General features: G+C 43.7%; 22 protein-coding genes. 10 read left to right on the top strand and 12 right to left on the bottom strand.

The window, feature by feature from the left end; genetic code table 11:
• Nucleotides 1-498 carry a peptide-methionine (R)-S-oxide reductase MsrB gene (gene msrB, locus H0W44_09540; protein MBA3582680.1) on the bottom strand — a complete coding sequence of 166 codons (498 nt, stop codon included), beginning with the start codon at nt 496-498 and terminating at the stop codon, nt 1-3.
• Between the two features lie 209 nt (nt 499-707).
• The gene (locus H0W44_09535) at nt 708-959 is read right to left on the bottom strand and encodes a hypothetical protein (GenBank protein ID MBA3582679.1); all 252 of its coding nucleotides are present in this window, start codon (nt 957-959) and stop codon (nt 708-710) included.
• Between the two features lie 269 nt (nt 960-1,228).
• On the opposite strand from H0W44_09535, the gene H0W44_09530 reads away from it, so the two are divergent.
• Nucleotides 1,229-1,897 (top strand): glutathione S-transferase family protein, encoded by a 669-nt coding sequence (locus tag H0W44_09530; GenBank protein MBA3582678.1) that lies wholly within the window; start codon nt 1,229-1,231, stop codon nt 1,895-1,897.
• A gap of 1 nt (nt 1,898) precedes the next feature.
• Here H0W44_09530 and H0W44_09525 read toward each other — a convergent pair whose 3' ends face one another.
• From H0W44_09525 to slyD, 3 genes are all read right to left on the bottom strand, one after another.
• Nucleotides 1,899-3,317: a GHKL domain-containing protein gene (locus H0W44_09525; GenBank protein MBA3582677.1), complete on the bottom strand. Its 1,419-nt coding sequence runs from the start codon at nt 3,315-3,317 to the stop codon at nt 1,899-1,901.
• Between the two features lie 9 nt (nt 3,318-3,326).
• Nucleotides 3,327-4,004 carry a response regulator transcription factor gene (locus tag H0W44_09520; protein MBA3582676.1) on the bottom strand — a complete coding sequence of 226 codons (678 nt, stop codon included), beginning with the start codon at nt 4,002-4,004 and terminating at the stop codon, nt 3,327-3,329.
• A gap of 544 nt (nt 4,005-4,548) precedes the next feature.
• Entirely contained in the window at nt 4,549-5,037 is a 489-nt protein-coding gene (gene slyD, locus H0W44_09515; GenBank protein ID MBA3582675.1) for a peptidylprolyl isomerase, read from the bottom strand.
• A gap of 229 nt (nt 5,038-5,266) precedes the next feature.
• On the opposite strand from slyD, the gene msrA reads away from it, so the two are divergent.
• Nucleotides 5,267-5,920, top strand: coding sequence for a peptide-methionine (S)-S-oxide reductase MsrA (msrA, locus tag H0W44_09510; GenBank protein ID MBA3582674.1), 654 nt, complete (start codon nt 5,267-5,269; stop codon nt 5,918-5,920).
• Here the strand turns inward: msrA and H0W44_09505 are convergent.
• The 3 genes from H0W44_09505 to H0W44_09495 form a co-directional block, all read right to left on the bottom strand.
• Complete coding sequence (locus H0W44_09505; protein ID MBA3582673.1) at nt 5,893-6,657, bottom strand: hypothetical protein; 765 nt, start codon at nt 6,655-6,657, stop codon at nt 5,893-5,895. The genes msrA and H0W44_09505 overlap by 28 nt on opposite strands.
• Nucleotides 6,654-7,607 (bottom strand): hypothetical protein, encoded by a 954-nt coding sequence (locus H0W44_09500; GenBank protein ID MBA3582672.1) that lies wholly within the window; start codon nt 7,605-7,607, stop codon nt 6,654-6,656. The genes H0W44_09505 and H0W44_09500 overlap by 4 nt, the downstream gene beginning before the upstream one ends.
• A gap of 73 nt (nt 7,608-7,680) precedes the next feature.
• Entirely contained in the window at nt 7,681-9,288 is a 1,608-nt protein-coding gene (locus H0W44_09495; protein MBA3582671.1) for a GGDEF domain-containing protein, read from the bottom strand.
• A gap of 88 nt (nt 9,289-9,376) precedes the next feature.
• Here H0W44_09495 and H0W44_09490 point away from each other — a divergent pair, with 88 nt between their 5' ends.
• Together H0W44_09490 and H0W44_09485 are read left to right on the top strand one after the other, a co-directional pair.
• Nucleotides 9,377-9,733, top strand: a complete 357-nt coding sequence (locus H0W44_09490; GenBank protein MBA3582670.1) for a hypothetical protein — start codon at nt 9,377-9,379, stop codon at nt 9,731-9,733.
• Nucleotides 9,734-10,367: 634 nt separating this feature from the next.
• Entirely contained in the window at nt 10,368-12,419 is a 2,052-nt protein-coding gene (locus H0W44_09485; protein ID MBA3582669.1) for a sel1 repeat family protein, read from the top strand.
• A gap of 54 nt (nt 12,420-12,473) precedes the next feature.
• Here H0W44_09485 and H0W44_09480 read toward each other — a convergent pair whose 3' ends face one another.
• Nucleotides 12,474-15,005 carry a CHASE2 domain-containing protein gene (locus tag H0W44_09480; GenBank protein ID MBA3582668.1) on the bottom strand — a complete coding sequence of 844 codons (2,532 nt, stop codon included), beginning with the start codon at nt 15,003-15,005 and terminating at the stop codon, nt 12,474-12,476.
• A 531-nt stretch (nt 15,006-15,536) separates the two neighbouring features.
• Between H0W44_09480 and H0W44_09475 the strand changes: the two genes are divergently transcribed.
• Complete coding sequence (locus tag H0W44_09475; GenBank protein MBA3582667.1) at nt 15,537-16,826, top strand: citrate synthase; 1,290 nt, start codon at nt 15,537-15,539, stop codon at nt 16,824-16,826.
• A 43-nt stretch (nt 16,827-16,869) separates the two neighbouring features.
• On the opposite strand, the gene H0W44_09470 is transcribed toward H0W44_09475, so the two are convergent.
• Nucleotides 16,870-17,061: a hypothetical protein gene (locus H0W44_09470; GenBank protein ID MBA3582666.1), complete on the bottom strand. Its 192-nt coding sequence runs from the start codon at nt 17,059-17,061 to the stop codon at nt 16,870-16,872.
• A 142-nt stretch (nt 17,062-17,203) separates the two neighbouring features.
• Here H0W44_09470 and ttcA point away from each other — a divergent pair, with 142 nt between their 5' ends.
• The 3 genes from ttcA (at nt 17,204) to H0W44_09455 (ending at nt 19,822) form a co-directional block, all read left to right on the top strand.
• Nucleotides 17,204-18,103 carry a tRNA 2-thiocytidine(32) synthetase TtcA gene (ttcA, locus tag H0W44_09465; GenBank protein ID MBA3582665.1) on the top strand — a complete coding sequence of 300 codons (900 nt, stop codon included), beginning with the start codon at nt 17,204-17,206 and terminating at the stop codon, nt 18,101-18,103.
• Between the two features lie 13 nt (nt 18,104-18,116).
• Nucleotides 18,117-18,719, top strand: coding sequence for a CoA pyrophosphatase (locus tag H0W44_09460; GenBank protein MBA3582664.1), 603 nt, complete (start codon nt 18,117-18,119; stop codon nt 18,717-18,719).
• Nucleotides 18,720-18,784: 65 nt separating this feature from the next.
• Nucleotides 18,785-19,822: a hypothetical protein gene (locus H0W44_09455; protein MBA3582663.1), complete on the top strand. Its 1,038-nt coding sequence runs from the start codon at nt 18,785-18,787 to the stop codon at nt 19,820-19,822.
• 81 nt (nt 19,823-19,903) lie between these two features.
• Here the strand turns inward: H0W44_09455 and metH are convergent, their stop codons facing one another.
• Nucleotides 19,904-23,614 carry a methionine synthase gene (gene metH / locus H0W44_09450; GenBank protein MBA3582662.1) on the bottom strand — a complete coding sequence of 1,237 codons (3,711 nt, stop codon included), beginning with the start codon at nt 23,612-23,614 and terminating at the stop codon, nt 19,904-19,906.
• A 100-nt stretch (nt 23,615-23,714) separates the two neighbouring features.
• Nucleotides 23,715-24,593 (bottom strand): ABC transporter substrate-binding protein, encoded by an 879-nt coding sequence (locus H0W44_09445; GenBank protein MBA3582661.1) that lies wholly within the window; start codon nt 24,591-24,593, stop codon nt 23,715-23,717.
• Nucleotides 24,594-24,685: 92 nt separating this feature from the next.
• Here H0W44_09445 and H0W44_09440 point away from each other — a divergent pair, with 92 nt between their 5' ends.
• Nucleotides 24,686-25,648 (top strand): iron ABC transporter permease, encoded by a 963-nt coding sequence (locus H0W44_09440; protein MBA3582660.1) that lies wholly within the window; start codon nt 24,686-24,688, stop codon nt 25,646-25,648.
• On the top strand, nt 25,645-26,442 hold the full coding sequence (locus tag H0W44_09435; protein MBA3582659.1) for an ABC transporter ATP-binding protein: 798 nt from the start codon (nt 25,645-25,647) through the stop codon (nt 26,440-26,442). The genes H0W44_09440 and H0W44_09435 overlap by 4 nt, the downstream gene beginning before the upstream one ends.
• The last annotated feature ends 19 nt before the right edge of the window (nt 26,443-26,461 follow it).

Below are 26,461 nucleotides of genomic sequence, written 5' to 3'. Positions count from 1 at the left end.
TTAGCCTCGTAACGCGGGTAGGGTTTCAGTCTTCGGCACAAACAACAATGCCAAACCATTATTACAATACCGTAAACCAGTAGGTGCGGGACCGTCTTCAAATACATGACCTTGATGACCACTGCAGCGTGCGCAATGATATTCAGTGCGCGGCCAAATTAATTTGTAATCGGTTTTAGTGCTTACATTATTTTCGATGGGGCGAAAAAAACTGGGCCAGCCCGTGCCGCTATCAAATTTACTCGTGGATAAAAATAAAGGTAAATAACACGCAGCACAAATAAAAGTACCCTCGCGTTTTTCATGATTCAGTGCGCTACTATTGGAGGGCTCGGTATTTTCTTCAAATAAAATACTAAAACGCTGCGGCTCCAGTAATTTTCGCCAGGTCTCTTTGGAGTGTGTGAGTTTAATGATTTTGCTTGCAGCATTACTTAATGACGTGTGTATAAGAAAACCAGTGGCGATCAGCACACCTAAAAAATCTCGACGTTGCATACGAAACTCCTATGTTGCTGGTTAAGAGCAACGGTTAATACAGTAGTTCCATTGTAGGCTAGTTAATAAAAAAAGAGGCTATAAAAGCGGCCTCTAATTTCGCATCCAAAAAGATGGGGTGAACGTATGCTCAGTGCGTCCAATTCCCTTGATTATTACTTCGCGGGATTTTAAAACCAGTGGCTTTAATAATGTCATCAGTGCCGTAGTCATCTACCTCCGGTATCACGGGTCAAATATTCCGCGTGTAAACTACCTGCTAACAATACTTGATCGGTAACACGTTGAGCAGTGGTACGATAAGGTGTGGTGGATGCGGATGCGGATGCGGATGCGGATGCGGATGCGGATGCGGATGCGGATGCGGATGCGGAAGCTTGCAGCGGCGCGTCGATACCAAATAAGTGCGAAGAACCGGTACGTAAAGAATTTTCGACAAAGCTGCCAAAATCATACGCCATTCATGCTGGCGCACTGATGAGAGCAGCGCAACAAAATACAGTTTTAGTTTGGCTAAACATTGCGTTATTCTCCCTAAGTAGTGTTGAGTAAGATCTAAAATCATATGGCTTACTAGAATTGCGCCCATAGTAAAGCAAATTTATATGACGGTTGGTTGAGTGGATTACGACATTTTTTGCAATCCAATGATGATTGTATGATTAAGCATTGGATGCGTTGCAATAACGTTTCCGTTTTAATTTAATTTTATATAGTGTGAGGATTTTTTATGAGCACGCCAAAATTACATCTAATCAGTCATTTATTATGTCCGTTTGTGCAACGTGCGCGCATTGTGTTGGCCGAAAAAGCCATTACGTATGATATGACTTTTATTGATTTAAAAAATAAACCAGACTGGTTTTTAGCATTGTCACCGTTAGGCCGGGTACCGGTATTAGAAGTAAATCAGCGCGATGTGTTATTTGAGTCTGCTGTCATTACCGAATATCTTGATGAAATTACTCCGCCTAGTCTGCATCCCGCCGATCCTTTAGAGAAGGCCAAGCAACGTGCATGGATTGAATACGCCTCCACTTTGCTGGGCGATGTTTGGGTGTTTTTTACTACAGATGACTTGGAGAAGTTTTCGGCTAAACAACAGCTGCTACAAGAAAAGTTACAAGTATTAGAATTAGTAACACAAGCCACGCCTTTTTTTGCAGGAGGTCATTTTCAATTGGTTGATGCAGTGTATGCCACGGTATTCCGTTATTTTGATTTTTATAAAACGGTGGCACATATTGATTTATTACAGGATTTTGATGCGCTAAAAATCTGGAGTAATGCGGTTTTGGTTCGTCCATCCGTGCAGCATGCAGTGCCTGATAATTATATTGAGTTGCTGAAACAAGATTTACAAAATCGCCGAGCGTTATTAGCTAATAAATTTCAATAACTTATTGCGCAGCCAATAACTTGGCGTAAATCAAAACAGTAATTTTGGCGCCGCCTAAGTTGGAGCGAGCGACCTCGACATTCCCGTCATGGCTATCACTGATAGCGTTAACAATGCTGAGCCCTATACCATGACCTTCAGTAGTAGGATCACCTCGCACCCAGCGTTGCATTAAACGTTCTGCTTCTTCGGCTTCCATGCCGGGGCCATCATCTTCGACGGTAATGGATAAATATTCGCGTTCATAACGCAGGCCTTGTTCGGCAGAAATAGTGACATGTTGTTGGCACCACTTAAATGAGTTCTCTAAAAGATTGCCCATAATTTCAAATAGATCGCCCCAGATTATTTCAAAATAAATATCTTCTTTAATATTGATGGTGCAACTTTTTCCTTCACGTGCATAAATAATATTCAGTGTGTTGGTAATCGTTTCGGCCATGTGGTGCACATTAATGTTTTCAGTGCCCAGTGCTTGTTCGGCTGCTGCCGCACGTTGCAAATGGTATTCAATTATTTTTGACATGCGATCGACTTGTTCTAAGACGATATCTTCTAAATTATCAAATAATTTTTTTTCAGCGCTGGCGCGTAATACGCTCAACGGCGTTTTAATAGCATGTGATAAATCGCTTAAGGCGATACGGTAGCGTTGAAATAAAACCGTACGATGTTTGATGACGCGATTAACATGTTCGCTCATGTATTCGATTTCTTTTGGGTACACACCGCCTAATGAATCTTGTTGGCCAGATTCTATTGCGCGTAATTCTTTGGCTAAACGTTTTAAGGGTCTTACAGAAGTCGCGATGATGATTAAAATCGCGGTCAATAAAATAACTACGCATAACACTAAGCCGCTCCACAAGATCCAGCGGAAATCGCGAATCCCGCTGTCAAAATAAGTCATATCCAGGGCTAATGTTAGAGTGACGGGGACGCTTTGTTGGTCGTGATGTAGCAGGCGTTGCATATGAATAATGTAAAAAGATTGGTTGTTAATATTAAATACTGCAGTTTTGTGCGTGGAGTGTTCAGGAAAAGTGCTGGGAAGTTGTAAGGTTTTGGGGTCATAAGAATGCCAGCTTTGGGTAGGGCTAGTGATGCGCGCAAATAATTCAGACGTGCGTATTTCCGGTGCGGCGGCATTTAACGGAACGGGAATTTGAAATTTTCCGTTTTTATCTAGTGTGATTCTATTGAAGATATAATTGCTCATCACGTGCAAGCGCGCACTGACTGCTTTTTGCCCGCCTTCTACAAAGGCCTTATCCATAGCGCCGCCGATAAGTCCGAGCAATAGCGCTGCTAATACAATCAGCGCAACAAATACGGTATCGGTATTAGTCGTAAGATAAGGCGCGCGAAAACTGCTGGAGGATATTTTGTTAGCGTTACTCGGCATATCAGTGGGATTCACGGTAAGCGATTATTCACGTTGCAACGTGAAACGATAACCACGACCGCGCAATGTTTCAATTGGGTTTATTGCACTTTCGGGATCCAGTTTTTTGCGTAAGCGCGCAATGAACACTTCAATGACGTTGCTATCTTTGTCAAAGTCTTGGTTGTAAACGTATTCAGTTAAATCTGCTTTAGAAATGATTTTGCCCGCATGTGTCATTAAATGTTCAATGATGCGGTATTCTGATTGAGTCAGGGTGATGGCAGTGTTATTAATCTGGACAGTTTGTTGCGCCGTATTTAAATTGATAGGCCCGCATTTTATTTCGACATTGCTCCAAGCCGAAGAGCGTCTCACTAATGCTTTCATTCGTGCTAATAATTCTTCTGTGTGAAAAGGTTTGACTAAATAATCATCGGCACCGTTTTCTAAACCTTCGACTTTATCTTTCCAGCGGCCGCGACCGGTTAGAATTAAAATAGGTAATAATTGATTGTCACGACGCAATGCGCGAATCACTTCAATGCCGGATAAATTGGGTAAACCCAGATCAATCACTGCGATGTCGAATAATTGTTCGCGCGCTAAACGCAAACCGCTTTCACCATCAGCGACTGCTTCGAGCGTGTAACCTTCGCCTTGCATGCAGGTAGCGAGTGTATGTCGTAAATCCTGATCATCTTCAATCACTAATACTTTCATAAATCCCTTACTCCGCAGGTACGATATCGCCAGTGATGGCGGCAACGTTAAAGTCTTTTATAGTCATGCAAACCGCACGTTAATAGGTTCGGTTGATTACGGCAGTGGTGTGCTTTGCGCCAGTTTTGCACCAGTTGCGCATATTACAACACTGAACAATTGTCTGAGGCCTGATCGTGTGTAAATCCTCTGATAATTAATAGCAGTTCAGTTTTATGCTGGCACTGTTGTACGAATTATTTGCGGGAGCAAGTACCACGTTAAACTCACAATTAGTCAGCAGTAGGGCTGTAAAGACTAAGTGATCCTACTTTTCCCGAAAAAATTCGCTAAATCATCAGCAAATTCTTACGGATGCTCCGTTTAATGAGGACGCATTGTAAAGACTCATTAGCTAGTACGCCACATCTGCGAGTGGCTCGCAAGAGCTGAAGAGGGCAAAGCTGAACAGCGATTTAGAATAGCAGATGAGCTGACAGCCAAATGTTGAAATCACCCATTTGGCTGCAGCAGCAGGAAAAGAGATTAAATAAAAAAGCGAGATTTAATGATCGTGATGATGGCCGCCGGCACCATGTACATGACCGTGGCTTAATTCTTCGTCACTTGCGGCGCGCACGGTTTCAATTTCCACTGCAAAGTGTAAGGCTTGTCCGGCTAAGGGATGATTACCATCCACCGTTACGATGCTATCACTCACGTGGGTTACCACTACCGGTACCGGACCTTGTTCGGTGTCGGCTTGAAAGCGCATACCGGGTTGAATATCGCCTACACCTGCGAACGCTTCTAGTGGCACTTCTTGAATTAAGAACGGTAGGCTGGGGCCATAAGCGTCTTCTGCGGCGATATGCACATCAATGCTGTCGCCTTGGCGCCTACCTTCCAGGGCTTTTTCCAAACCCGAAATAATGTTGCCAGCGCCATGCAGGTAATGCATTGCATCGCCGGGTTCTGAGCGGTCAATGATTTCGCCAGCGGTGTCTTTTAAAACATAATGGATCGCAACGACGGTGTTATGGGTAATTTGCATGGGTAGAAATCCGTAAGTTATTGAATGAGGATTCGCGAGATTCCGTCACCCAGAGTGACCACGCGGGTTTTAATAAGGCTAGAATCCGAGCGTGGGTTAATAAACACGGCTAAGGACACAACTTTCTGACCGGCCGGCAGTCTAGATTAGGCCTATAACCTTAGCAAGCGCTTCTGATGCTTGCTCACTTGTGGTTGCCAAGCAACCCTTCGCTAAAAGAGAGTCATTTATGTGGAAATCTGCAGAGTACGCCGCCGTTTTGCCTGCACCAGAACAGGCGTTACGTGGCCGCGCTACACCGTTAACGATTACGAATAAACATTACGTGAATGGTCGCGCGTTGTTACCGCCGTATCCTAGCGAGTGGGTAGAAGTTGTGTTTGGTTTAGGATGTTTTTGGGGCGCTGAACGCCGTTTTTGGCAAGTGTCCGGCGTACAAGTTACCGCTGTGGGTTATGCGGGTGGTTACACGCCAAATCCTCTTTATGAAGAAGTGTGTTCGGGATTAACCGGCCACAATGAAGTGGTGCGCGTACTTTATGATCCACAGCAAGTCAGTTTTGCGCAATTGTTAACTGTGTTTTGGGAAAGTCATGATCCTACCCAAGGTATGCAACAAGGCAATGATCGTGGCACGCAATATCGTTCAGGGATTTATTGCAGCAATGCCGAACAATTAATGACAGCGCAAGAGAGTGCAGCAGATTATCAAAGCGCATTAAGTGCTGCCGGTAAAAATGCGATTACAACAGAATTAGTATTAGCGCCGGTATTTTATTTTGCCGAAGATTATCATCAACAATATTTAGCCAAAAATCCTGGCGGTTATTGTGGTTTGGGCGGTACCGGGATTTGTTATCCCTCGTCAGTCGGCAATATTTGAGTCGTTAAAGCGATAGTTTGTAAATAGCTTTCTTGCTGCGTATCTAACATTGTATTTATTTGACGCGTTGCTAACTGTTCATCGATGTTGAGATCGAGATTGTTAGTACTAATCAACGTAATATCGTCATCGGGATATTGAATCGCAGTTTCTAAATACACGACATCTGCTTGTAGAAAATAAGTTTCGCCAATCCGCATATCAAATAAACGCGGCGCTAAATGTCCTTCTTGTTGGACGCCGGCTTGGTGTAAGCCGCGCAAAGTAATAGGCACAATCGGTGCGTGTGGATAATTCGCGCTTAACCAATCAAATAAAACCGTTAGCCGCGAATGATTCGGCGGATGACGATGATCGGTAAAAATTAATAAGGCATGTCCTGCACTTAAAATATCTTGGCTGTGTTGAATTAATAAAGTTAAACCATCGGCGGGTAATTCAATATCGTTATCGAGTAATTCTAACGATTCACGCATCGCCTTAGCACGTTTAGAAGGCGAATCAAGTTCGGCGTGCAAAGATGCAATCTCAACCAGTGCACTGTAAGCGGGCGGCAAGCTTGCTAATAAAACATGTAATTCAAAGCGTGAACAAGGATTGACTAATAAAACTGCAGGACCCGGTACCGGCAAATGTTGTAAGCCGCTGATGCGCCAACTGCTGATTAAAAAGCCTATAGTGCGCACCATATAGCGCCATGCGACTTGATCTAGCCATTGTAAAATGTGTGTTTTCACGCTGACCAAAAACCCCAGTACAAGTAATACAACAAAGTTGCCATCGCCGCGAAATGTTGAGTATGTTTAAAACACCAGCCGTGCGGGAAAATGCCGCGATGGAGTTTTGCATTTTGATCTTGGTGTAAAGCCAACAATAAACTATCTACTATCTGATACGCACACACCAAGCTGCTACTAGTCAACATGGATTCAATGAGTGTTAAAGGTGTAAATATCGGCGCGATCAAAACGCCTGCGATGATGGTTAATAAGCCCGCAAGTAAAATAGGATCCCAATAACCCAAACTCAATAGCGACTTTTCGCTGTCTTCGGTTGCTTGCAACGGAACATTAATCGGCCAGCGATGGTGATAACGTTGTAAGCCGCGTTGCGTTGCGCGATAAAATAAACACAATAGCAACATATAAAAAATCAAAGCACTTGCAAGGCTTTGTATTTGAGTAATGAGCAATGCGAAATGACTAAGACTATAAACACATAACACCGCGCCGAAACTCATAAACAGCCAAGTTTTCAAAAAATCCTCTGCGCCTTGAATACTAATAGTGCGCAAGCCTAATAAAATAAACCACGTGAAACTAGCAAGCACTAAAATCGGTAAGCTGCATTGACTTGCGATCAAGCCATATTGTAAAGGGACACACAGCAAAGCCCAAAATACGAGACGGCTATCAAGCGGTTTGGGGGGTAATACGTTTAAATAATCTTTAAAACAAAAATAACTTAGCAACGCGTACAGCAGCAACGCGCCATTTTGATTTGCTAATAAAGGTAGGCAGATAAAAAATAGTGCCCAGCTCGCATGCACTAAATTTTCGCGTATTGATAAAGGTAAAGGTTGAGCGGATTTTTTATTTAATAGCAGATACGCAATGCCAGCCACCAACAATACTTCAAGAGTGGCGATCATGACCCAAGCGATATCTGGCGTTAATAATTCAAACATGAGTGACGGCGTAGTGGTGTGACGGGCGCGATAGTAACCCGATGATAGGGTTTTAGGCGAGTCTATTTATATATTAGCCGCTAACAACACGATTGCGGCCGGTGTTTTTGGCTTGATAAAGCGCTTGATCTGCACGTTTAAAACATTGCTCCGGCGTTTCTCCCATACGATAGTCCGTGATGCCCATGCTCACAGTGATGGGCACGCGCGCGCCGCGTGAATGAAAAGGGCAGTCTGCAATGGCTAATCTTAAACGTTCACACACATGCGTGGCTGCTTCCATCGGTGTATGTGGCATTAGCATGACAAATTCTTCGCCGCCGTAGCGCGCCACAAAATCATTCGGTCGTAAATTTTTGTTTAACACTTTGCCCACCGCGCGTAACACTTTGTCTCCGGCTAAATGACCGTATTGATCGTTAACTTTTTTGAAAAAATCTACATCCAGTACCGCTAACACTAAACTCTTATTGTGCAATTGCGCTTGCATGACTTCGTGTTTTAAACGTTCATCCAAGGTTTGTCGATTAGGCACTTTAGTTAAACTGTCTAGTTGATGTTGCGCCCGCGTTTCCGTGAGTTCACTTAAGAGTTGTGTGGATTGTTGTTCCATTTTATCTAAGCGCGAAAATAAAGTGCTGACCTTGTCGTGTAACTCATGATCACGCGAGTTTTGTTTTTCTTGGAAATGCGTCATGGCGTGTTCGATTTGCGCCAGATGAGCATTAATCGCTTGTTTCAAACCGTCGAGATTTTTAGCGGTGCTGACATTGTGATTAATCGTTTCTATATGCGTACGTAAAGCATCGTGTAAATGACTAGAGTCAGACAAGCTTTCTTTGCCGGCCACTTGGCTTTGATTAATTAATTGGCGAAACTCTGCCAAGCGCGCATTAATATCTTGTAAAAATCCACTGAATTCTTGTTGAGTCGTTTGCAGCGCTTCATTAAACGCATCAGTAATGGTATGTAATAAACCCGGCAAATTAGTAGGCGTTTCTAACCACGCTTGCAAACCATTAATCGTGCTGGGCGAAACACCGGTTTCTTGACACTTCTGCACTAACTTACGACAAATCTGTAAAGCATTCTCTAGCGTTTCGGAATCTAGATTTAAGGCCGCTGAATTAGTTTGTGTGTAAGTCGTATCCAATGCGTCTAGTTTTGCATCATCTATTAAATGATCATTGTCGGGTGCACGCTCTTGATGAAGGGGCAAGGTAGTTTTTGGCCAGTGCTCTAAAATTTGTTGTAATAAAGCACTGATATTTTCTATCGACAAGCCAGACTTGCTAAGTTGTTTGTATAAACGATTCAAACGATATTTTTGCCCAAAAGAAACTTTCTGTTGCAAAGCAAGATCCAGCAATGCTTTGCAACAATCAATAAAGACCTCGCTGATTTGTTCACGTTGTTCTTGTTGCTGTGCCGCGAATTGATTGATCTCGCGCACCGCGGTGTACCATTGACTATCCGCAGGGAATTTTCGTAATCTTTTTAAAATACGCTCAGCACGCGGTGCATTTAACCACCACGCCTGCATACTGGCATCCAAAGCATCCGTTAGCGCGCTACCGGTTTGTTGCCAGCGCACGTCGCCCGCTTCTTGCTCCTCTAAAGCAGCAAAATAGCGATTCTTCCACTTATTGATTTCCAATTCGTCGTCGACCGTTTCAACCATGACTAGACCAGTATTAAAGAAGCTCAGTCGGTATAATCGGCCTCTTGCCGCCAATGTTTAAGCCCAATTCAATATAAGGAGTCTTTATATGACCACATCACCAACACCGCCTGCTTTTACCGTACGCGTCCGACTGCAACAACTGGGCTTTCTGCGCCTAGCGCTATTAGCCATGTGTTGGAGTACGAGCCTCGCTGCTGTTTATACGGCCGTGTTTCGGCCTGCCGAAGGCTGGGGTTTTGCCTTGGGTATATTTGTACCCGCCATTGCGCCGGTTTTATTTATGGTCGTGATGTTGGATGTTTTAATGTGTCAGGTTTTCAAAGCAGAAGCAGCGGCTGAGATTCAAGCAAAAATGCAGTGGATGACATGGGTGAATTTTGTATCGGCGATGGTGTTGTTACTGACATGGTTACCGTTGTTTATTCGGGCGACGAGGGTTTAAGTTTTTAGTTTATTTGTAACATTTAAAAGCGTTTCGCTCGTCGCTGCGCGACTACAGCGAGTAACTTTTGATTGCCATGGATGGCATGAATGCGGATTTTGCAGGAGCAAAAATCTGCGGTCGTAACAAAAAGTCACCAAAAAATACTTTCCCGATGTCACGTACTGGAATGGAATGAAATTCCATTCCAGTATTTCTTCGTTATCTTTAAAGGCTGACGCGTCGCCGAGACGCGATGTCCTATCGCGGCTCGGCTCACCTGAACATCCCTGTTCATGTGCCGTTACCCCTTAAACACAACTCGGCACACCATAACGGGCGTTGTCGCTTCGTTTCATATACACGTTAAAAAGCATGCGCCGGCTAATTAAAATGTAACTCTGGATAGAGCCTGATATTTACAGGCAACCCCCGGGAAGACCCCAGCCATTCCTCTCAGATTGTGTTGGCGCATGAGACTTTATTCGAACTGCTTATGAAAAGAATTGAAGATCGGTTTATTTAAATTGGTGCATCAGATAAAAATATGGGTAAAATTCATGCCATCATAACAAGGATGAAATATACGGAAGTGATTGTGATTTTAAAACCTAGGGCTTATATGCGATTTAAAAAATTAATCTGTTATATCTTTATGCTGGCAAATAGTGCTTTAGCTCTCGCTGTTGAAAACGATGCGATAAATTCTAAAATATTATTAGATACTTCTGCTGAATTAAAAAAAGCTATTAATACTTATGATGAAAAACAGTATAAGCAAGCTCTAAAATTATTTTTACAGCTTGCTGAAAACAAAAATATAATTGCACAGGTGTATTTGGGCCTTATATATGCAGAAGGTCAAGGCGTTACACAAGATTTTGTGACGGCATTGAAATGGTATCGTAAAGCGGCCGATCATGGTAATGCATCAGCGCAATTTAATTTAGGGCTTATGTATTACAAAGGGCAAGGCGTTGCGCAGGATTTTTCAGAAGCTTTGGTATGGTTTCAGAAGGCAGCAGATCAAAATCATGGAGAAGCACAATATAATTTAGGGGTACTGTATGATCGGGGTGAAGGTGTTCTGCAAGATTCTGTAGAGGCCTCGCAGTGGTATCGTAAAGCAGCAGAAAAAAATATGGCACAAGCCCAATATAATTTAGGAGTGTTGTATGACCGAGGAGAAGGTATTCCGCAAAATTTTGGAGAAGCATTGAAATGGTATCGAAAAGCTGCAGATCAGAATCATGAAGCAGCACAAATTAGCTTAGGGTTAATGTATCTGAAAGATGCTAGCGCCTTACAAGATTCTGCACAGGCATATAAGTGGTTTCGCAAAGCAGCAGATCAAAATAATGTATTAGCTCAGTATAATTTGGGGGTTATGTATTTTCGAGGCGAAGGTGTTCCACAAGATTTTGTAGAGGCCTTGAAATGGTATGGAAAAGCAGCAGAGCAGAATTACGCGGCCGCACAAAATGATTTAGGAGGCATGCATGAGAAGGGTCAAGGTGTTGTAGAAGATTTTGTAGCTGCATCTAAATGGTATCGAATTGCAGCAGAGCAGAATAATGTGAAAGCGCAATTGAATTTAGGAGTGATGTGCGCGAAAGGTAAAGGCGTTCCGCAAAATTTTACAGAAGCTTTGAAATGGTTCCGGAAAGCAGCAGAGCAGAATGATAGAGATGGGCAATTCAATGTAGGGCTGACGTATTACAAAGGGCAGGGTGTTGCGCAGGATTTTGCAGAAGCCTTAGTATGGTTTCAGAAAGCTGCAGATCAAAATAATGCTTCAGCGCAATATAATTTAGGGGTAATGTATAGCCAAGGCGAAGGTGTTCCGCAAAATTTGGTAGCAGCATATAAATGGTATCGTAAAGCAGCAGAGCAGAATGATGCTTCAGCACAATATAATTTAGGGATAATGTATTACGAGGGTTACGGAGTCCCAGAAGATTTTGCAGAAGCATCTAAATGGTATCGGAAAGCTGCAGATCAAAATAATGCTTCAGCACAATATAATTTAGGACAGATGTATAGTCGAGGTGAAGGTGTTTCGCAAAATTTTGTAGAGGCATCTAAATGGTATCGGAAAGCTGCAGATCAAAATAATGCTTCAGCACAATATAATTTAGGACAGATGTATAGTCGAGGTGAAGGTGTTTCGCAAAATTTTGTAGAGGCATATAAATGGTATCGTAAAGCTGCAGAGCAGAATGGAGCGCAAGAACAATATCATTTAGGGATGCTGTATGACCGAGGCGAAGGTGTTCCGCAAGATTTTGTTGAGGCGTTGAATTGGTATCTTAAAGCAGAAAAGCATAATTATGCGGCAGCACAAAATAATTTAGGGGTAATGTATGATCGAGGCAAAGGAGTTACGAAAGATTTTTTACAAGCATCTAAATGGTATCGTAAAGCAGCAGAGCAGGGTTATGCGTCAGCTCAATTTAATTTAGGGGTAATGTATTACGATGGAAAAGGTGTTGCTCAAGATTATGTGGAGGCATATAAGTGGTTTCGAAAAGCAGCGGATCAAAATCATGCATCAGCACAATATAATTTAGGGATGTTGTATGGCCGCGGCGAAGGTGTTCCGCGTGATGATTCAGAGGAGATGAAATGGATTCAAAAAGCGGCTGCAGCGGGCCTTGAGCAAGCAAAGCAATTTATGGCTAAAGAAGAAAGCGCTGAGAAAAAATAATTGCAGAAAACAGCTCACATTTTGTAATAAGTTAAATGCAGTAAAAAACTAAGATTACGAATCGTTTGAACGTCGCTGTAATGTTTCATGCGGCGCTTCGCCCATGTCTTTATTGCGATTGGGCAAGGTGCTTAAGGATTGCATGCATTTACGTAATGCGACGGCGATTTCTTGACCGGTTTGAAAACGATCTTCGGGTGCTTTAGCCAGTGATTTTTCGATGACTTGTTTTAAGCAAATAGGTAAACCGGGGCGGAGTTTTAAAATGTCGCGCGGTGGATCATTGGTGATGCAATACATTAATGCTGAAATAGAGTCACCGGTGAATGGCAGGCTGGCGGTGAGGAGTTGATAAAGCGTTACACCTAAAGCAAATAAATCAGAACGTCCGTCGACTTTTTTACCAGAGAGTTGTTCTGGGGACATGAATGATGGCGTACCGAGGATGGTGCCGGTTTTAGTTCTGCTGGTGTCTGTTAAATGCGCGATACCAAAGTCGGTAACGCTGGGTTTTTTTGCGCGTCTATCGTAAATAATATTGGCGGGTTTAATGTCGCGATGCACAATTTTTTGTTTGTGTGCGTAATCCAGCGCGTTAGCGACTTGAATGATGACGTTAATCACTTCGGGTATGGGTAATAGTTCGGTGCGCTTGGTGAAGTTTGCCATGTCTTTGCCTTGCAAGAAGTCCATGGCGATATAAGCGAGATCGTGTTCTTCACCAATGTCATAAATGGTGACGATGTTGGGATGATTTAAACGTCCGGCGGTTTTTGCTTCACGGAAGAAACGTTGTTTAACATCTTCTAAATGTGCCGCGTCGAATTCATCGGATAACGCCATGGTTTTAATGGCGACGGTGCGACCAATTTTTGGATCCGTGCCAAGATAAACCATGCCCATTGCGCCGCGTCCAAGTTCACTTTCAATTTGGTAACGACCTAACATAGGTTTTTGTACGCCTTCGCCTGCTACTAATGAATGATTAGTCGCATTACGTTGGCCACCGGTGCCGAGCACGACGGTGTTACTGGTATTGAGATTAGTTTTAATGCGTTCTTCGATGTCGCGGTATTTGGCTTGATATTCTTGAATGTGTTTATAAACGTTGATGGCTTTGTTGAATTGGCGTTTGCGTTCGTAATCTAAACCTAAGTTGTATAACAGGCCAAACAATTCATCGCTAGGATCGCAGATACGATATTTTTCAAATGCTAAATCCAGCTGCGCTTGGAGTTGATAAGATTGGCCGAGTAATTTGTTGGAGTTGGATAATTCTTGACGATAACGCACGACGCGCGCTTCAACTAAGTGTTTAGCGGTGAGTAATAAATGTCCGCCAATCAACGCCACAATCGGACCCATCAACGGGAACCAGGTGGCATAAATCGTCATTTCAATAAAATGCACATTTAATAAGACAACTAATAACAAACTGCTGATGGCGAGACCGGTGGATAAACTGAGTCGCGGTAAGATCAACATTAAATATAAACACACAATGACAAACGCTAAGTAACGTCCTGGCGTTGCCCAACTGGGTACGCTATAAAGATCGCCGTTAAGTAATGCGGAGATGGTGTTCGCTTCTAAAAACACGGGCGCCATCGGACTGGCGATGGGCGTTTTAACGGGCGCTTCAAGGCGCGCAATGGTTGCGCCGATTAAAACAATTTTTCCTTGGAAAGCATCAGGCGGCACGCGATCGGTAAATACATCCGCAAAAGAATATGTAGGAAAAGGGGGTTGATCATTTTTCCATTTATAAAACATAGGATAAGCGCGGAATTGTTTATCGGTAATGAGTGCTTTGCCATCTAACAAAATGCCGTCTTTAAAAGTGACCGCAAATTTTTTCTGGCGGTATTCATTGCTCCAGCGAGTGGCTTGTAAGGCAAAAGACGGTAAGTAATGATCGCCGTGTAAGCCAATTAAGGGACGGGTCGCATTTAAACCATCCAGTGACGGTTGTCCCACGCCCAATCCGATGCCGCGCACGGCTTGGCCAATGACGCCTACCGGCGCGATGATGTCGTCTACTTTGATGGTGCGGCTGGGACGGAAAAATTCGGCGAACCAATTATGTTGACCCTTTTGATACAGCAATTCTTCAATCACATGCGGCTGCATAATGGTGGGCAATTTACTGGGCCGGGCGGGTCGGCTGGTTAATGCGGTATAAGGCACGGATAACAAAACATTGCCGGTGCGGTTAAAGGTGTGAGCTAAGGTACGATCTGTATTGAGTTGTAATAAAACCAGATTGAGCAGGCGCAACGTGTCTTTGTCGACTTCGTTGTCGCGATAATTACTCAGCGCACTCAAGGCGAGTTGATTTTGCGGTTCGTCAAAGGGCAGTGTGTAACCAATAACGGTGGCGCCGGCATTATCGAGTTTACGTGTGATAGTAGTGAGTTCATCGCGGGTCCATGGCCAGCGACCTAACATCTTGATCGAGGCATCATCGACGGTAACCACGACGACTTGTGGATTGGGACGACGATCCGGTGTGATCCAAACTGCGGTGTTATAAGCGCCCCATTCAAGATCACGAATAGTATTAGACCCACCGAGTACGATGAGCACGATGACAACAGCGAAACCGATGATCCAGTCTGACTTGAGGGATAATTTTTTTAGCAAAGCCAATTCCAAATGGTTTAGCAACGGGCGTAGTAAGGTCTGTATTAAGAAGGACTATATCAGTAAATTTGTGTTTAGATGAGGACGTATATCCGTTTTGGTGCGCGCTTAATCAGGAATTTTTTTTTAGAATTCAAACAACTAGCGTTGAATGCTCAACAGGCCCCCGTCACCGATCAAACAGCGCAAGATGCTTAAAATTTTAGGGAGCGGGGAGCATGGCCGCTAAGCTGTTGATGGCGGCTTATTCGTATTACGGGATTGTGTTAAGACGCAATTTTTACTACCCTTTGCAACCCTAAGCGAACCTCTCGGTATTGGCGAAGGTGTTAGTCAGGTTGCCGGAAACAGCTACCCGAAGTAAGCGTTTTATAAGGCCGGTTGCAAGTGATCGGCAATTCAAAATATTGTCCACAAGACAGCATACGGTGGGGTTCAAAAGACCTCGGTTTTAATCAAGAAAAAGGGTTTGCTATGGCCGATTCCAAAATTACGTTGCAAGATCCAAGTAATAATAAAAGTTTTGATCTTGATGTCCATCAAGGTACGTATGGCGCACCCGTCATCGACATTACGCCGCTCAATAAACAAAGCGGTTATTTCACGTATGACCCCGGTTTTGTATCCACTGCAAGTTGTCGCAGTGAGATCACCTATTTAGATGGTGAGAAAGGCGAGCTGATGTATCGTGGTTATCCCATCGAACAGTTAGCAGAAAAATGTTCTTTCTTGGAAGTGAGCCATTTATTGTTAAATGGTGAATTGCCAAATCCAAAAGAAAAAGAAGCGTTTGAATATTCTATTAGTCATCACACCTTAATCAATGAATCCTTGCTGCAATTTTTTAAAGGTTTCCGCCATGATTCACATCCAATGGCGATGATGACCGGCGTAGTAGGTTCTTTGTCAGCGTTTTATCACGATGATTTAGATATTTTAAATCCTGAGCATCGCATGTTAACTGCGCATCGCTTAATCGCAAAAATGCCGACGATTGCCGCCGCTTGTTATAAGCACATTGTTGGCGAACCCTTTATGTATCCGCGCAATGATTTAAGTTACACCGGTAATTTTTTACACATGATGTTTGCGCGTCCAGTAGAAGATTATGTGATTGATCCGATTGCTGAAAAAGCGTTAGACGTGTTGTTTACCTTGCATGCCGATCATGAACAAAATGCTTCTACTTCAACAGTACGTTTAGCCGGTTCATCAGACACCAATCCGTATGCAGCGATTGCCGCAGGTATTGCTTGTTTGTGGGGGCCAGCACATGGCGGCGCGAATGAAGCGGTATTGCACATGTTGGATGAAATTGGTGATGTCAAAAACATCGACAAGTTTATTGCGAAAGCTAAAGACAAAAATGATTCGTTCCGCTTAATGGGTTTTGGTCATCGCGTTTATCGCAATTTTGATCCGCGCGCTAAAATCATTAAGAAAATTTGTCATGAAGTATTGGCTAAATACGGCAACGATCCGCGTATGGAATTAGCGATGCGTTTAGAAGAAATTGCTTTGAAAGATGAATATTTTGTTGAACGTAAATTGTATCCAAACGTTGATTTTTACTCCGGCATTATCTACAGCGCACTAAAATTCCCAGTAGAAATGTTTACCGTGATGTTTGCGATTGCGCGTACGGTAGGTTGGATTTCGCATTGGAGCGAAATGATGGCCGATCCGAATAAAAAAATCGGCAGACCGCGTCAGTTATATACCGGCCCTGCGGCGCGCAATGTAATGGATTTGAAAAAACGTTAAGTTAATGGCGCGTTGCGTATAAAACGACGCATTAACGTGATCTCTAACCCTTCCCTGATAGCTGTCTAGGCGGCTGTTTCGGAAGGGTTTTTTTATGGGATGCATGTTGTAGCGTATTGAGTGTCTGCTCTAACCGCGCATAATAATCCTGCACTTGTTCATGAGTTAACTGCTGCGCATCACTGCGCAAATGATCTAGATATCCCAACATACCGGTGTGGTTGGTTTTATACATGAAAATCCCTTTTCATCGCTTAATAGAGTGTTTGCCCTGCTGCCGCTCGGCCTGTAAGTCCACCCTAGCGGCCAAAAACATTAAAGCTTGATGCTATCTACCAACACCATCGGGCATAATGGCTGCCTTGAGGATTTTCGTTATGCAAGACACGCTCACTCACTACCCGCACTCGGTAACTGCCAAAAAATTGGAGAAACGCTTGCGCCGTCAAGTCGGACAAGCGATTGAAGATTACGGCATGATTGAAGCGGGTGATCGTGTCATGGTGTGTTTATCGGGCGGCAAAGATTCTTATACTTTGTTGGACATGTTATTAAGTTTGCAGCGCAGTGCGCCCATTCAGTTTGAATTGTTAGCAGTGAATCTCGATCAGAAACAGCCTGATTTCCCCGTGCATGTATTGCCTGAGTATTTACAAGCACTCGGTGTGCCTTATCAGATTTTAGAAAAAGATACCTACAGCATCGTTAAAGAAATTATTCCGGAAGGCAAAACGATGTGCAGTTTATGTTCGCGCTTGCGGCGCGGCACCTTGTATGAGTTTGCACAAAAAAATGCGATTACCAAAATCGCTTTGGGCCATCATCGTGATGATATTTTAGAAACCTTATTTTTAAATATGTTTTATGGCGGCAAGTTAAAAACCATGCCGCCGAAATTAAAAAGTGATGACGGTAAAAATATTGTGATTAGACCGTTAGCGTATTGTGCTGAACACGATATTCAAAAATACTCGCAATATCGTGCGCATCCGATTATTCCTTGTAATTTATGCGGCTCGCAAGAAAATCTACAGCGTCAAGCGATTAAGAACATGTTGCAAGACTGGCAACAACGCTTTCCAGGTCGTATCGAAAGCTTGTTTCAGTCTTTGTCTAATATCGCGCCTTCGCATATGCTGGATACAGAGCTGTATGACTTCATGGCGCTGCCTGCAACTAACAATAATGAAGTCTCAATCAATCCCTGTGATACCTCATCTCAACGTACGCAAGATCTAGCGCTGCCGATAAAAGCGCAAGTCATAAAATTTATTTAATAATGTTTTTCTAATGAATTGGAGCCGCGCACAATTAAGTCAATTGATCCAGCAAGCCTTAGTGGATTCAGTGCCGGCTATAACATCAACTTCACAAAAACGCGCGGCGGTATTATTGCCATTGGTATGGCATGAACAAGCATGGTATTTGTTATATATCAAGCGCGCTGAAAATCCGCACGATATACACAGTGGTCAGATTGCATTTCCGGGCGGCATTGCACGTGCGGATGAAACACCATTACAAACTGCATTGCGTGAAACGCAAGAAGAAATTGGGGTTTTGCCAGAAGCTATTGAGGTGCTCGCGTGTTTACCCAGTATGCTTAGCATTACCGGCGTACAAGTCACACCCGTGATTGGTATTTTGGAATGGCCGCAAACATTCGTTTTGCAAACCACTGAAGTCAGCCGCACCTTGATCATGCCTTTGCAATGGTTGCGACAGGCTGAAAATTATGAAATGAAGCCACGGGTTTCGCCGGTTAGTTCGGTTAGCAATGAGGCAGTAGCGACGTTGCGTGCTCAGCTAGTGTATTATCGCGACTACGAAGGCGAGCGTTTGTGGGGATTGACCGCCAGAATGACGCAGGATTTATTGGCTCTTTTGTCATGAATGTTGCTCTAACTATCTGCTGATATTTTGTTATCAGTAAACGATTAATAAAGTGGGAGGTGTTCGTGTTTGATCAAACGTTAAAATTATTAAGTGCCCGTGTATTGTTGAGCGTAGTGTTGGGTTTAGTCGCCAACCTCGCGCTTGCCTATGAATATAATGCCACCACGCCTGGTACTCGTGCCGCTGGTATGGCCGGTGCGTTTATTGGTCAAGCAGATGACGCCTCCGCTATTTTTTATAATCCCGCAGGTTTGTCGTTGAATGCGCCTGATTCAGAAGTTGCAATTAATGTTGGTAATGCGCCTAGTTATAGCAGTGACGCACCAAGCGAAGTAACGCAAGACGATTTTTTTGTGCACTGGATAAGTTATCGCGTTAATAATTATGGTTTTGCTTATTTTCAACTACAAGATTACACCTTGCCTGCGAGCAGTCTAGAAGGCGCCAAAAATATTAAAAACTCACAGTGGTCTGTGGCAGGTGCATGGGACGTGCACGATTATATTGGGCTAGGTGCGAGTTTCGACATGATTGCTGCTAGTGAAGATTTTATTTGGGAAGATAATGCGTTTGGTTTTACTTTTGGTTTGCACAGTGCGTTGTTGAATATGCGCACGGTGGGTTTGAATGCGGGTTTAACTTATAAAACAGAAGCAGATTTTGGTACTTATACAGCAGATCGTTATTTTGGTCGTCCGCAATCCTTGGCATTAGGATTAAATGGCCGTTTTAATATTGCGTCTGCCTTACTTAATTTGAATTATCAAATTGAAACATTGGCTTGGGATAAAATCACGAGTACTCCTTCAGGTTCTTCAGTGATTGGTCAATATGAAAAAAGCGCGTTTGGCTTAGAAGTAGCAATGCCGATTAAAAATATTAATTATGCTTTGCGTTTTGGTTCGGCTACCGCGACCGAAGAAACAACGCTGCAAAAACCACAAGCGTATGATTATGACAGCAGCACTTTCGGTTTTGGTGCAAATTTTTCAGAAAACTACACTGTTGATATTGCCAATGAAGTGCGTGATTATGATTTAAATGGCGTGACGCTGTCAGAAACTTTTATTACCGTCGCGTTGACAGTGAAAATGAGATAAAGCTTTTATTCAATAGCAGATCGCTTGCGAAAGCGTTCTGCTATTGTTGTTCTTGCTGTTGTGATTATTTTAATAAAGTATTTAATAAGCCAGCAAAGGTGCCAACCAACGTTCGGCAGTTGCAATGTCCATATTTTTACGTGCTGCATAATCTTCTAATTGTTCTTTGCTGATTTTCCCAACGCCAAAATAGCGCGCATCGGGATGAGCAAAATACCAACCCGACACCGCAGCAGCAGGCCACATAGCTTTGCTTTCGGTTAAGCTCATGTCGATGCGCTCAGGTTGTAACAACGTCCATAAAGCATCTTTTTCAGTATGGTCTGGGCAAGCAGGATAACCGGGCGCAGGTCGTATGCCGCGATAGTTTTCTTTAATTAAATCTTCGTTATTTAAAATTTCATCGGACGCATAAGCCCAAAATTCTTGGCGCACGCGTGCATGTAAATGTTCAGCAAATGCTTCGGCTAAACGATCTGCCAAGGCTTTTAGTAAAATAGCATTGTAATCATCGTGATCTTTTTCAAAACGCGCTACATGCGGCTCAATGCCAAGCCCTGTGGTTACAGCAAACGCGCCTATGTAATCAGCTAAGCCGCTGGTTTGCGGCGCAATATAATCCGCTAAACAGTGATTATAACGACCTTGTTGTTTAATGCTTTGTTGTCGTAAAAAATGCAGCGTGTTTAATGTGGGTTGACGTGTTGTGTCTGTATATAAAGTGACGTCATCTGCGCCATTGCTATTGGCAGGAAAAAATCCAAACACCGCTTTCGCTGTTAGCCATTTTTCTTGAATAATTTTTTCTAGCATGATTTTCGCATCAGCTAATAATTTCCGCGCCTCCTCACCCACAATTTCATCATCTAAAATAGCGGGATAATTTCCAGCTAATTCCCATGATTGGAAAAACGGTGTCCAATCAATAAAGGGCACTAATTTTTCTAATGGATAATTATCCAGAATTTGTGTGCCTAAAAATTGGGGCGTGGGTGGTGTATAAGCGGACCAATCAATCGCTTGTTTGTTAGCGCGCGCATCAACCATGGAGGCTTGTTTGCGATTATCTTGTTGCGCGTTACGGCGATCACGCATATCACGATATTCTTCTTTTAAAGCTAGCGTATATTTTTCACGATTTTCGGGGCTTAATAAATTGCCTGCAACACCCACAGCGCGTGAAGCATCGGGAACATACACCACTGGATGTTCGTATTGCGGATCAATTTTTACCGCCGTATGTAATTTAGAAGTGGTTGCGCCGCCAATCATTAAAGGAATTGTAAAACCTTGGCGTTGCATTTCTTTTGCAACATGCGTCATTTCATCTAACGAAGGCGTGATTAAACCTGACAAACCAATAATATCGCAATTTAATTCTTTCGCTGTTTGCAGAATTTTTTCGGTAGGTACCATGACACCTAAGTCGATGACCTCATAACTATTGCATTGCAATACTACGCCAACAATATTCTTGCCAATGTCATGAACGTCGCCTTTTACGGTTGCCATTAAAATGCGGCCATTTTTTGAAGCGCCGGCTTTTTCATCTTCCATATAGGGCATTAAATAAGCGACTGCTTTTTTCATTACGCGTGCCGATTTTACTACTTGAGGCAAAAACATTTTCCCTGCGCCAAATAAATCACCGACGACATTCATGCCGTCCATTAACGGACCTTCGATAACATGCAAAGGTCGTTCGGCTTGTAAGCGCGCTGCTTCGGTATCCATCTCGATGAACTCATCAATGCCTTTTACTAAAGCATGCGATAAACGTTCATTCACCGGTAATTGGCGCCACGCTTGATCTTCTTTCTTGGCTTCTACGACTTGGCCATCACCGCGATAACGTTCGGCAATGGTAAGTAAGGCTTCGGTTGCGCCGCTGTGGCGATTTAAAATTACATCTTCAACTGCATCACGCAAGTCGCTGGGAATATCTTCGTATAATGCTAATTGACCGGCGTTAACAATGCCCATGTCCATGCCGGCTTTAATCGCATGAAATAAAAATACGGCATGGATAGCTTCGCGTACGGGATTATTGCCGCGAAATGAAAACGAGACGTTTGATACGCCGCCCGATATATTAGCGTAGGGCAGAGTTTGTTTAATAAGGCGTGTGGCTTCAATAAAATCTACGCCGTAATTATTATGTTCTTCGATACCGGTTGCGACCGCAAAAATATTAGGATCAAAAACAATGTCTTCTGCTGGAAAGCCGATTTGTTCCGTTAGAATTTTATAAGCACGTGTACAAATTTCCACTTTACGTTGTTGAGTATCGGCTTGCCCCGCCTCATCAAATGCCATGACGATGACCGCTGCGCCATAGCGCCGCACCAGTTTGGCTTGCTCAATAAATTTGGCTTCACCTTCTTTTAGCGAAATCGAATTAACAATGCCTTTACCTTGAATGCATTTTAAACCGGTTTCAATCACTTCCCATTTTGAGGAGTCGATCATGATGGGCACGCGTGCGATATCGGGTTCAGCTGCTATCAGATTTAAAAAACGTGACATCGCTTGATGCGCGTCCAGCAAGCCTTCATCCATATTAATGTCAATAATTTGCGCGCCGCTTTCCACTTGTTGACGCGCAACATCTAAGGCTGTTTCAAAATCGCCTTCTTTAATTAATTTTAAAAAACGCGCTGAACCCGTTACGTTGGTACGTTCACCGACATTAATAAATAAACTATCAGCGGTAATATTAAAAGGTTCAAAACCGGCGAGTCGTAATGCTTTAGGTATCGTCGGAATAACACGCGGCGCATGTTTGCGCGCCACCGCAGCGATGGCTGCAATATGTTCAGGCGTGGTGCCGCAGCAACCGCCAACAATATTTAAAAATCCTGCACTGGCCCATTCATCAATATGTTTCGCCATATCTTCCGGTGATAAATCGTAACCACCCAGTTCATTAGGCAAACCCGCATTCGGATGCGCAGAGACATGCGTATCGGCTAAGCGTGATAACTCATCAACATAAGCGCGTAATTCTTTGGGGCCTAGCGCGCAATTTAAACCAATTGAAATAGGTTCTGCATGTCGCAGTGAATTCCAAAATGCTTCAGTGGTTTGGCCGGTGAGCGTGCGGCCGGAGGCATCGGTGATGGTGCCCGAAATCATAATCGGTAATGACCAACCGAGATCATCAAATAATTCTTGTACCGCAAACACGGCAGCTTTAGCGTTTAGTGTGTCGAAAATAGTTTCTATCAAAATAATATCAGCGCCACCTTCCATTAAGGCTTTAGCCGATTCGTAATAAGCGCCGCGTAATTGATCGAAGCTGGTATTACGAAAACCGGGATCATTAACATCCGGTGAAATACTGGCAGTACGATTGGTAGGTCCTAACACGCCAGCAACAAAACGTGGCTGATTGGGGGTTTGCGCAGTTTTAGCATCGGCGGCGGCGCGGGCTAATTGTGCGGCGGCGCGATTAATTTCCGCTGACAAATCTTCCATCGCGTAATCGGCCATTGCGATGCGTGTTGCATTAAAAGAATTCGTTTCTAAAATATCGGCGCCCGCATTTAAATAAGCATCATAAATGCCGCGAATTATCTGTGGTTGGGTCAGCGTTAATAAATCATTATTACCTTTTAAATCACTGGGCCAATCGGCAAAACGCTTGCCGCGATAATCAGCTTCTTCTAAACGATGATTTTGAATCATCGTGCCCATCGCGCCATCGAGAATCAGAATACGTTGCTTGAGTGCAGCGTGTAGTTTGGTGGTGCGGCTTAATGCGGATTGTGCGAGCGGGCTGTCGGGTGTCATGATTTTGCGGATTAAGGTTGGTTTGCGAGGCGGCATTATACCTTATATAGATCCTATAAATAGATGAGCGTCTCCTTAGGCGACATGTTGTATGGTTTTTTTAGGGCGCGGCTAACGCATGTAATGCAGCGCACAAGCGACGAATGCCAAACATCATACGCGGCGTTGGTCTGAGTAATTCATCAGGATTAATGGTCATAATGCGAGCGTGCAGCGTTGGCCATTGTTGCCAATCGCGTTCTGCAGCGTGTGCTTGTTCAGTAGGCAAAGCCAACACAACCAACGCGGGCTTTTTTATTAACACGCTTTCAATATCAACTACCGGCGCTAAAGCTGGGGTATCAATAATATTATGTCCGCCACAACGTTGTAATGCATCCGTGAGTAAATGTTGCTGATTAATGCTCATTAAAGGCGCTGGCCAAATTTCAATAAAAGTATTTATTATTTTTTTATTGCGAGGTTTTAGTGTGCGTACAAAATCTTGCCACGCAATCGTCGCTTGGTTTGCTTGAGCGCCGCCACTTAAACGTCCAATGTCTAATAATTCTTTGCCTATATCATCTAAATTGCGCGGTTCGGATAAATAAACGTTGATGCTTAGCGCGCGAAGTTTTTCTATGGCATTCGCCGCGTTGCCACTTTGCCAGCCAATAATTAAGTCAGGCTTGAGTTGAATAATTTTTTCTAAATCTAAAGCGCCTGCGGCACCGATGCGCGGCAAGGCTTTAGCAGGAGTTGGATAATCGCTGTATTGCGAAACTGCGATGACCTGTGGACCTGCACCTACTGCAAATAATAATTCAGTAATATGCGGCGCTAAACTAATAATGCGTTTGGCCGGCTGCGCAAGCGTGATCGAGGTTCCGCTAGCATCACGTGCGTGAATGGCTTCATGCGCGTGAGCGACATCTATGAGGTTAATAAACACCGTGCAGATTAAAATTAAGCGCGGTAAATACAAAAAGAGCGATTGCATATTTGCCCCTTCGGCGCAAAACATGAATAATGCGACGCATTATGCCCACTCGCTCATCATTTCACCATGCTAATACGCGCCGAGAATATTTCATGCTCGCGCTGTGCGCGTTGGCTTTATTGTTAGCGGTGAGTTTAGGTATTAGCTTGGGCAGCGCAGGCTGGTATTGGCCCCTGTCTTTTGCTGATGCAAGCAGTCCCGCTTTTATTAAAATAGATGTGATTGGTGAACTGCGCATGGCGAGAGTAATAGCCGGTGCAGTGGTAGGCGCTTTATTAGCGTTAGCGGGTGTTTTATTGCAAATTGTTTTACGCAATCCTTTAGCCGAACCTTTTGTTTTGGGTGTGTCGGGTGGTGCAAGTGCATCCGTATTATTAGTAATCACTTTTGGCTGGACGTTTTTACCATTACCCTTAGCCGCGTGGTTGGGCGCATTACTCAGTTTGATATGTTTAATAGGCTTAAGTGCGCGGCATAGTGCATCACCCGAACGTATATTATTAATGGGCGTCGTATTAGCCACGGGTTGGGGTGCTGTATTAAGTTTTTTATTAAGCTTAGGCGCGCAACAACAATTACAAGTCGCTTTATTTTGGTTGTTAGGTGATTTAAGTGTGGCGCAACACTGGCCAATTGCTTTAGCGATATTGATAGTGGTATTTATTTGGGCGCACAGTATTGCACCTATCTTAGACATATTAATCCATGGCAATACCTTAGCTTATCATGCAGGCATTAATGTGCAGCGCGTGCAGTTGATGGTGTTAATAATGGCTTCATTAGCTTGTGCAGCGGCGGTGGCATGCGCAGGGCCGATTGGTTTTATTGGTTTGATTGTGCCGCATGTGTTGCGTTTAAGCGGCGTGCGTCGGCATCGTTATCTATTGAGCGCCTCGATTTTATTAGGCGCAGCTTTATTAGTTTTTGCTGATACTCTCGCGCGTGTTTGGTTAGCGCCACAACAATTGCCAGTAGGTGTTTGTACTGCGTTAATCGGCGTGCCTTTATTTATTTATTTATTGCGTCGTCGCGCTGCGGCGTTGGATGCTCTATGAGTTTATTCCAAGGGAGTTTATTGCAACTCAAAAACCTAACGATTCAACGTGGCGCTAAAAATTTAGTGCGTGATTTACAGCTGAATATTCAAGCAGGCGAACGCTGGGCAATTTTAGGCGCTAACGGCGCCGGCAAAACCAGTTTGTTGGACGCGATCACGGCGTGGTGTGCGCCTACTACGGGCAGCGTTTTATTAAATAACAAATTAATAACTGTCTGGTCTTCTTTAGAACGTGCGCAACAAATAGCTTTTTTATCTCAAGAACAAGCGTCAGTGTTTGCCAGCACCGTATATGAGCGGGTAGCACTAGGACGTTTTCCTTATCAACAATATTCTTTTTTTATTAAGAATACTCATACTGACTATGAACATCACGCGATTATTATGCAGGCTTTAACTGCCGTGCAAATGCAACATTTTGCGCAACGTGAATTAGCCAGTTTATCGGGCGGTGAGCGTCAGCGAGTAGCATTAGCAGCTGTTTTAGCGCAACAAAGCGCGTTGTTATTGTTAGATGAGCCCACTAATCATCTGGATTGGCATTTTCGCATACAGATGTTAGACGTGATTAACCGTGATCTCAGTGCGCGTGGTGCGACCTTAATCATGAGTGTCCATGAGCCTGATTTAGTTTGGCGTTATTGCACGCATGTGTTGGCTTTATTGCCGGAAGGTAAATGGCGCAGCGGTGTTGTCAGCGAATTATTAACATCTGAATTGCTCAGTGAAATTTATCAACATCCTATTCAACGTATCGAAACCGCGTTCGGTCCCGTCTTTCATCCTGCTTGATTTTTTACTTCAGTCTAAG

This window comes from Gammaproteobacteria bacterium, from assembly GCA_013817245.1.
Lineage (GTDB): Bacteria > Pseudomonadota > Gammaproteobacteria > HTCC5015 > HTCC5015 > JACDDA01.
Note: the sequence above shows the minus strand (reverse complement) of the source record. Positions and strands in the feature narration are given on the sequence as shown.